Source organism: Mycolicibacterium pallens, from assembly GCF_019456675.1.
GTDB lineage: Bacteria > Actinomycetota > Actinomycetes > Mycobacteriales > Mycobacteriaceae > Mycobacterium > Mycobacterium crocinum.
This window is the reverse complement of the sequence record NZ_CP080333.1, coordinates 6,027,580-6,035,548: the sequence shown is the minus strand read 5'-3', so window position 1 is coordinate 6,035,548 and position 7,969 is coordinate 6,027,580. Positions and strand designations below refer to the sequence as shown.

At 65.9% G+C, this 7,969-nt stretch carries 10 protein-coding genes; 9 read left to right on the top strand and 1 reads right to left on the bottom strand.

Annotated features, from left to right (window positions below; translation table 11 throughout):
- Positions 1–588 precede the first annotated feature (588 nt).
- The 9 genes from rpmH (at position 589) to K0O64_RS29430 (ending at position 6,675) form a co-directional block, all read left to right on the top strand.
- Complete coding sequence (gene rpmH, locus K0O64_RS29470; RefSeq protein ID WP_019735309.1) at positions 589–732, top strand: 50S ribosomal protein L34; 144 nt, start codon at positions 589–591, stop codon at positions 730–732.
- Between the two features lie 18 nt (positions 733–750).
- Positions 751–1,107, top strand: a complete 357-nt coding sequence (gene rnpA / locus K0O64_RS29465; RefSeq protein WP_071948338.1) for a ribonuclease P protein component — start codon at positions 751–753, stop codon at positions 1,105–1,107.
- Positions 1,104–1,385: a membrane protein insertion efficiency factor YidD gene (gene yidD, locus K0O64_RS29460; protein WP_071948339.1), complete on the top strand. Its 282-nt coding sequence runs from the start codon at positions 1,104–1,106 to the stop codon at positions 1,383–1,385. Before rnpA ends, yidD begins: the two co-directional genes overlap by 4 nt.
- Positions 1,378–2,454 carry a membrane protein insertase YidC gene (gene yidC / locus K0O64_RS29455; RefSeq protein ID WP_071948340.1) on the top strand — a complete coding sequence of 359 codons (1,077 nt, stop codon included), beginning with the start codon at positions 1,378–1,380 and terminating at the stop codon, positions 2,452–2,454. Before yidD ends, yidC begins: the two co-directional genes overlap by 8 nt.
- Positions 2,455–2,489: 35 nt before the next feature.
- Positions 2,490–3,053 carry a Jag family protein gene (locus tag K0O64_RS29450; protein ID WP_071948341.1) on the top strand — a complete coding sequence of 188 codons (564 nt, stop codon included), beginning with the start codon at positions 2,490–2,492 and terminating at the stop codon, positions 3,051–3,053.
- A gap of 47 nt (positions 3,054–3,100) precedes the next feature.
- Positions 3,101–3,805, top strand: a complete 705-nt coding sequence (gene rsmG, locus K0O64_RS29445) for a 16S rRNA (guanine(527)-N(7))-methyltransferase RsmG (protein WP_071948342.1) — start codon at positions 3,101–3,103, stop codon at positions 3,803–3,805.
- Complete coding sequence (locus K0O64_RS29440; protein WP_096312619.1) at positions 3,802–4,740, top strand: ParA family protein; 939 nt, start codon at positions 3,802–3,804, stop codon at positions 4,738–4,740. The genes rsmG and K0O64_RS29440 overlap by 4 nt, the downstream gene beginning before the upstream one ends.
- 12 nt (positions 4,741–4,752) lie before the next feature.
- Entirely contained in the window at positions 4,753–5,715 is a 963-nt protein-coding gene (locus K0O64_RS29435) for a ParB/RepB/Spo0J family partition protein (RefSeq protein ID WP_071950193.1), read from the top strand.
- 228 nt (positions 5,716–5,943) lie between these two features.
- Positions 5,944–6,675 carry an acetyltransferase gene (locus K0O64_RS29430; protein ID WP_071948344.1) on the top strand — a complete coding sequence of 244 codons (732 nt, stop codon included), beginning with the start codon at positions 5,944–5,946 and terminating at the stop codon, positions 6,673–6,675.
- On the opposite strand, the gene K0O64_RS29425 is transcribed toward K0O64_RS29430, so the two are convergent.
- Entirely contained in the window at positions 6,676–7,923 is a 1,248-nt protein-coding gene (locus K0O64_RS29425; protein ID WP_164520165.1) for an N-acetylmuramoyl-L-alanine amidase, read from the bottom strand.
- Positions 7,924–7,969 lie beyond the last annotated feature (46 nt).

The following is a 7,969-nucleotide window of genomic DNA, read 5'->3' as shown; positions in this document are numbered from 1 at the left end:
CGACAGATCCCCCTGGTCGCAAAGTCGGGCATGAAACCAATAGGCGAGTCGACGAACGATCTGTCCACATAGTTATCCACAGGTGTGGACAGGACAGTCGGCTCGCCTGGCAGCATATCGGCGCGGGGTCGCGGGTCGGCAGGTAATCCCCGCATTGAGGTGTCGTGTGGACTATCGCCGACCAGTGCCCCCGCTTGGTGATTGCATGCCGCTTCGGTCTGAAACGGCTTTGGCAGAAGCTAACAGTTTTCGGGGCGAGTGCCAACCGTTCTGCAACATTGCGATCACGAAGGTATAACGGCGCGCGGAGTGTCGGTGACGGCTGTGACGCGAGTGCCCAGGTCGTCCGGAACCCGGTGGGACCGGGGCCGTGATCGACGGCACGACAAGGCGGTTTGACCAGGGGAAGTGAGGTCAGTACCCTCGAACAGTCGCCCATACGTCGGCGATACGGCTGCGACCGGAGTTTTCGGGACAGCGCCGGTTACGAGCGAGACCAGAGCTTACCAACGGCAGTCGCGTTCGTCCGGGTACACACCCAAGCGTGTACACCGGACAGCGACCGCCAAACGACGAGGAGATATAGCCGTGGCCAAGGGCAAGCGGACCTTCCAGCCGAACAACCGGCGCCGGGCGCGGGTTCATGGCTTCCGTCTGCGCATGCGTACGCGCGCCGGGCGCGCCATCGTGTCAGGCCGGCGCCGCAAGGGTCGTCGTTCACTGACTGCCTGATCCACGGGATCACGCGGCGTGCTCCCGGCTCAGTTCCGGATGACACGGTCTGCGGAGTTCGGCGCCACCATCAAGCACGGGGTGCGAGCGGCGCAGCCAGATCTCGTTGTGCACGCACGACGCACCGCCGATGGCGGCGACGGACCGCGGATCGGACTGGTCGTCGCCAAGTCGGTCGGCAATGCCGTTCAACGACACCAGGTTTCCCGCCGACTGCGCCATGTGGCGCGATCGGTTCTGGCTGACCTCACCGCCGATGAGCGCATCGTGATTCGGGCGCTGCCGAGCAGCCGTCACGCGATTTCCGCCCGCCTCGAACAGCAGCTCAAAACCGGCGTACGGCGGACCCACTCTCTGATGGAGAAGGCGCGGTGAGCCACCTTCCGGCTCGCGTGGTGATCTTCCTCGTCGAGTTGTATCGACACACCATCTCGCCGCTGCGACTGCCGACATGCCGGTTCACCCCGACGTGTAGCCAGTACGCCGTGGATGCACTGACCGAGTACGGATTGATCCGCGGTAGTTGGCTGACCGTGATCCGGCTGGGGAAGTGTGGTCCGTGGCATCGGGGAGGATGGGATCCAATACCCGAGCGGCGCCCGCAGGCGCCCGGGGCCGGTCTCGAAGAAGAGCGCAGGAGCACGCATGTTTAATTGGTTCAGCCTGGACGTCATCTATTACCCGGTGTCGGGCATCATGTGGCTCTGGTACAAGTTGTTCGCCGCGATCCTGGGCCCCACCAACTTCTTCGCGTGGGGACTGTCGGTCATGTTCCTGGTCTTCAGCCTGCGCGCGCTGCTCTACAAACCGTTCGTCCGCCAGATCCGCACCACCCGGCAGATGCAGGAGTTGCAGCCGCAGATCAAGGCGCTGCAAAAGAAGTACGGCAAGGACCGCCAGCGCATGGCGCTGGAGATGCAGAAGCTGCAGCGCGAACACGGCTTCAACCCGATCCTCGGATGCCTGCCGATGCTGGCGCAGATCCCGGTGTTCCTCGGGCTTTATCACGTGCTGCGGTCGTTCAACCGGACCACCGGCGGCTGGGGTCAGCCGCACCTGACGGTCGCCGAGAACCGGGCGACCGGCAACTACGTTTTCAGTCCCGACGACGTCGCTCACTTCTTGGACGCCAACCTGTTCGGTGCGCCCATCGGTGCGTTCATGACCCAGCACACCGGTTTGGACGCCTTCACCGAATTCAGCCGGGCGGCCGTGATCGGCGTGGGTATTCCGCTGATGCTGCTGGCCGGTATCGCGACCTACTTCAACAGCCGGGCATCGGTGGCGCGGCAGAGCCCGGAGGCGGCCGCCAACCCGCAGACCGCGATGATGAACAAGCTCGCGCTGTACGTCTTCCCGCTCGGTGTGGTGGTCGGCGGTCCGTTCCTGCCGATTGCGATCATCATCTACTGGGTGTCCAACAACATCTGGACCTTCGGTCAGCAGCACTATGTGTTCGGCAAGATCGAGAAGGAAGAAGAAGCCAAGAAGGAAGAGGCGCTGGCTCGCCGAGCCGCGAATGCTCCGGCGCCGGGCGTGAAGCCGACCAAGCCGAAGAAGAGCGCGGCCGCCGCGACCAATGGCGCCGCGGCGGAGATCACCGAATCGGCTGCCGTCGATGAGGGATCCGAAAGCGAGTCCGGATCGGCGAAGCCGTCCGAGGGCGGGACAACGGCCCGCACACCGCGTCCGGGGGCGCGGCCCAAGAAACGTAAGCGTTGACCGGAGATCGCTCCGGTGAGAAGAGGGAGAGACACATGGCGGATGCCGATACCACTGAAGTGACCGAGTCCGACGCCGCGATCGACAGCGACTTGGACCAGGACTCGGACAAGACCGAAGCCAAGGGCGAGGACCTCGAGGAGCGTCTGGTCGCCGAGGGTGAGATCGCCGGGGATTACTTGGAAGAGTTGCTCGACCTGTTGGACTTCGACGGCGATATCGATCTCGACGTCGAGGGCAACCGCGCGATCGTCAGCATCGACGGCGGCGACGACCTGTCGAAGCTCGTTGGCCGCAAGGGCGAGATCCTGGACGCGTTGCAGGAACTGACCCGGCTGGCCGTCCACCAGAAGACGGGGGAGCGCAGCCGGCTGATGCTCGACATCGCCAACTGGCGCCGCCGCCGCCGCGAAGAGCTCAGTGCGCTGGGTGACAAGGTGGCCCGCCGGGTGCTCGAGTCCGGCGACCGCGAGGAGCTGGCCCCGATGACGCCGTTCGAACGCAAGATCGTCCACGACGCCGTTGCCGCCGTGGGCGGTGTGCACAGCGAGAGCGAAGGCGTCGAGCCGTCGCGTCGCGTCGTCGTACTGAAGGGCTGAAGTTACACCGGTGTAGTTCGTGACCCGGACGTCACCATGACCGGAGGATGTTTCACGTGAAACATGGCACCGCGCCCACGCCTCCGACGGCTGCCTCGGTCGTCTTCGGCGACCGGGTGCAGCTGGCTCAGCGGTACGCAGATCTGCTCGCCGGTCCCGGTGTCGAGCGGGGACTGATCGGGCCGAGAGAAGTCGACCGACTATGGGAGCGGCACATCCTCAACAGTGCCGCGGTGGCCGAGTTGATCGAGCCCGAAGCCCGGGTCCTCGACATCGGTAGTGGCGGCGGATTGCCCGGCGTACCGATTGCAATTGCCCGGCCCGACGTCCGTGTGACGCTCATCGAGCCAATGCTGCGCCGCACCGAGTTCCTTGCGGAATCGGTCGCGGCACTCGGCCTGCCCATCGAGATCATCCGCGGCCGCGCGGAAGAGCCGGGCGTCCGGGATCGCGCCGGCGGCGCAGACGTCGTCGTCTCGAGGGCGGTGGCGTCGCTCGACAAACTCACCCGCTGGAGCCTCCCGTTGTTGCGGCCCGGCGGTCGCATGATCGCGATGAAGGGCGAGCGGGCCGAGGAAGAAGTCATCGAGGGGCGACGCGGGATGGCGTCGTTAGGCGCAACCGACGTGAGGGTGATGAGATGTGGCGAGAGCTATTCGGATCCTCCCGCGACCGTGGTGATCGCGGTGCGGGGGGAGCGGGTGCCCGGCGGGAAGAAGTCCACTCGAACCTCGGAGAGAAGGGGATCATGACCGTCCCACCCAACCCCGATCCCACGGGGGCAGCGACCGATGTTTCACGTGAAACATGGAGTCCGCCCGACGACTTCGAAACCCCGATCGGCGCCGCCGCGGAGCGCGCCATGCAGGTTCTCCACACCGTGGCCGGACAGCTCCCGCGTCCGGGTCGGCGTCGCATCTTCACCGTCGCCAACCAGAAGGGCGGCGTCGGGAAGACGACGACGGCGGTGAATCTGGCGGCGGCCCTCGCTGTCCAGGGATTGAAGACATTGGTGGTCGATCTCGATCCGCAGGGCAATGCCAGCACAGCGCTCGGCATCGCCGAGCGGCAGTCCGGCACTCCGTCGTCATATGAAGTCCTGCTGGGGGAGATCCCGCTGCAGGCCGCGATCCGGCAGAGCCCACACAGTCCCCGCCTGTTCTGTGTGCCGGCGACGATCGACCTCGCCGGCGCGGAGATCGAACTCGTCAGCATGGTTGCCCGCGAGAACCGACTGCGCAACGCGCTCGCCGCGCTCGACAATTCGGACTTCGATTACGTCTTCATCGACTGCCCGCCATCGCTCGGTCTGCTCACGATCAACGCGCTCGTGGCGGCGCCCGAAGTGTTGATTCCGATCCAGTGCGAGTACTACGCACTGGAAGGCGTCTCGCAGCTGATGAAGAACATCGAGATGGTGCGAGCCCACCTCAACCCACAGCTGACCGTGTCGACGGTTGTCCTCACGATGTACGACGGGCGCACCAAGCTGGCCGACCAGGTTGCGAGCGAGGTGCGCCGGTACTTCGGCGACAAGGTGCTCGGGACCGTGATTCCGCGCAGTGTGAAGGTCTCCGAGGCGCCGGGCTACAGCATGACGATCATCGATTACGATCCCGGTTCACGGGGTGCGATGAGCTATCTGGACGCCAGTAAAGAACTCGCGCAACGGTCGAACCCGGCATAAGTGGAGGCACACATGTCATCGAAGAGCAAGGGCGGCCTCGGTCGGGGCTTGGCATCGTTGATCCCCACCGGGCCGGCCGACGGCGGTCCGCGATTGGGTGCGGCTGCTGCCGACGTGGTGATCGGGGGAGCGCCGCTCAACATCGACAGCGTCGGAGCGGTGTATCGCGAGATTGACCCCTCCGCCATCGAGCCGAACCCGCGACAGCCCCGCCAGGTCTTCGACGAGGAGGCCCTCGCCGAGTTGGTGCACTCCATTCGCGAGTTCGGTCTGATGCAGCCGATCGTGGTGCGCGCCGTCCCGGACACCGCGCCGGGTGCGCCGGTCCGCTACCAACTGGTGATGGGGGAGCGGCGCTGGCGCGCGGCGCAAGAGGCCGGGCTGGCGACCATTCCGGCGATCGTTCGTGAAACCGCTGAAGACAATCTGCTTCGCGATGCCCTGCTGGAAAACATCCACCGGGTTCAGCTCAATCCGTTGGAAGAGGCGGCGGCCTACCAACAGCTGCTCGAGGAATTCGAAGTCACCCACGACGAACTCGCCGTCCGCATCGGACGGTCGCGGCCGGTGATCACCAACATGATCCGGCTGCTGCGACTGCCGATCGCCGTGCAGCGACGCGTCGCCGCCGGCGTGCTCTCGGCCGGGCACGCGCGCGCGCTCCTGGCTCTCGAGGCCGGGCCGGAAGCTCAAGAGGAGTTGGCCGCGCGGATCATCGCCGAGGGATTGTCGGTGCGGGCCACCGAGGAGGCGGTCACCCTCGCCAATCGGTCGGACACCAAGACCCCGCCGGCACCGCGACGCAAGCCGATTCAGATGCCTGGGCTCCAAGATGTGGCCGAGCGGCTGTCGAGCACGTTCGACACCCGGGTGACGGTGAGCCTCGGCAAGCGCAAGGGCAAGATCGTCGTGGAGTTCGGCTCGGTGGACGATTTGCAACGGATTGTGGACATGATGAACCGGTCAGCCGGCTGAAAATCCAGGTACCACGACATCAGCCAATTCCGTCACAGTGACGCCAGCCCTCGGCCACGTTCGCTGCCCAGTCGCTCGAATGAGGAATGACGCAGTGCGCCAACCTATTTCGGTCCGAACGAGCACCCAATTCGGTAGCTCCGCCACTACTGGCACGTTCCCGGTCGCCTCTCCTATCCTGAAGGGGCGCATTCGCACATTTGTGCCGCATGAAAGCCGGGGAGGGTAGTGTCCGTCCGCATCACGCCGCTTCGGCTCGAGGCGTTCGAGCAACTGCCCAAGCACGCGCGCCGATGTGTGTTCTGGGAAGTCGACCCCGCGACGCTACGCGGCGGTGACTACCTTCCCGACCCGGAGTTCGAAAAGGAAGCATGGCTGTCAATGGTCATGCTCGAGTGGGGATCCTGTGGCCAAGTCGCCACCACTGCGCCCGCCGAGGGATCGGAGCCCGACGACGAGCAGCCGTGCCTCGGCTATGTGCTGTACGCCCCGCCCCGCGCGGTGCCGCGGGCGCAACTCTTCCCGACCGGACCGGTCAGCGCCGACGCGGTTCTGCTCACATCGATGGCGATCGAACCGGGGCAGGCCGACAGCCTGCCGCATGCATTGATCAGCCAGGTGGTCAACGAGCTCGTTCGACGTGGTGTGCGCGCGCTCGAGGCATTCGGCCGCACCTCGGATGCCGCGGAACTCCTCGACCCGGCCGCCGTCGATCCGGAGTTGCGATCCGCCGTCGAGGTGCTGGGGGACTGCTCCTTCGACCAGTGCATGCTCGGCGCCGACTTCCTGCTCGACGCGGGCTTCACCGTTGTCGCCCCGCATCGGTATTTCCCGCGGCTGCGCCTGGAGCTCGACAAGGGGCTCGGCTGGAAAGCGGAAGTCGAGGCCGCATTGGAGCGACTGCTGCAGAGCGCACAGCTGGAGGTGCCGGTCGGTGCCGGCGCAGAGATTCGCGGCTAGTTAGTAGGCGGGCCGGGCCTGTTCAACCGACAGCTCGTGGGCGAGCAGCTCGGCGAACGTGAAAGTGCCTGTGGGACGGTCGTTCTTGCCCAACAGGTAGAGCCGCTTGACCGCGGCGAGAATGCCTTCGGCGATCGCATCGCGGGAATGGCTGGTAACCAGCATCGAGCGGTCCCGCGGGTTGGTGATGTAGCCGACGTCGACCTGAACGGTGGGCATCCGGGTCAGACGTAGCAGATCCCAGGTGCGGCCGTGGGTGCGGCAGTCGCGTAACCCGGTGCGCGCCACGACTTCTCGCTGGATGAAGTCGGCCAGGTTGCGGCCGATCGTCGACACCGAACCGTGCGAGCTGCCGAAGTAGAACGAGGCCACGCCGTTGGCCGACGGGCTGGGCTGGGTTTCACAGCGGAGGCTGATCATCAGATCGGCGCCGACGGTGTTGGCGGTGGCGGCCCGTTCGGCGTCGGTCGGACTGTGGTTCGCCGGCCGCGACAGGAAAGTCTCCATGCCGATCGCGGTCATCCGGCCTTCGAGCCGACTTGCCAAGTCCCACAGGATGTCTGCTTCGCTGATCGGGCCCTCGGGCCCCTGGGTGATCAGGCCGTGGTCGGAACCCCCGCGGCCCGGATCGATGATGATGCGCTTGCCGGAGAGCCGAGGTCCCGAACGCCGGACCTGTTCCTCCTCGCGGATGGCATGCAGCGAGCCACCGGTGACGCGTGAACCCAGAAAGTCCAAGGAGCGCAACGTTTCCGGGCCGCAGATGCCATCGGCGGACAGCCCGTACTCGCGCTGGTAGGACATCAGGCCGTTGTGGGTCTGCAGGCCGAAGTACCCGTCGACCAGCGCGGTGTAGAAACCGAGCTCCTGCAGTTTGGACTGCAGGGTCGCGACGTCGTCGCCGTACATCGGGGCGCCGAACTGGTGCATCAACGTGCGCGCCCCAAGCCGATACGAGGCTTCCTTCAGCGCGCGGTAGGTGGCCTCGCCGACGATCCCGTCGACCAGGAGTCCGCGGCGCTGCTGAAACGCCCGCACCGCGTGGTCGAGATCGTCGTCGAACACGTCGACCGCCACCCGCTTACCGGTGGTGAGATTCGCGTCGGGACTGTCGACCAGGCCCAGTGCCGACAGCGCCTCGCGGATCTCGACGACGGCGTTGCTGCGGTCACCGCGGCGCAACACATCATCCCGACCGCTCCGGTGCCAGGAGGCATCGCCCCCGGCACCGTGGCGAAGACTCGACATGCAGGGCCCTTCGGTCACTGTTGTCAGCGGACAATCTGCGCGCTGA

Excerpts from the sequence above, each read along its gene's own strand:
- K0O64_RS29435 (WP_071950193.1), top strand. The coding sequence starts at position 4,753 with ATGTCATCGAAGAGCAAGGGCGGCCTCGGTCGGGGCTTGGCATCGTTG.
- K0O64_RS29440 (WP_096312619.1), top strand. The coding sequence starts at position 3,802 with ATGACCGTCCCACCCAACCCCGATCCCACGGGGGCAGCGACCGATGTT.
- yidC (WP_071948340.1), top strand. The coding sequence starts at position 1,378 with ATGTTTAATTGGTTCAGCCTGGACGTCATCTATTACCCGGTGTCGGGC.
- K0O64_RS29450 (WP_071948341.1), top strand. The coding sequence starts at position 2,490 with ATGGCGGATGCCGATACCACTGAAGTGACCGAGTCCGACGCCGCGATC.
- rsmG (WP_071948342.1), top strand. The coding sequence starts at position 3,101 with ATGTTTCACGTGAAACATGGCACCGCGCCCACGCCTCCGACGGCTGCC.
- K0O64_RS29425 (WP_164520165.1), bottom strand. The coding sequence starts at position 7,923 with ATGTCGAGTCTTCGCCACGGTGCCGGGGGCGATGCCTCCTGGCACCGG.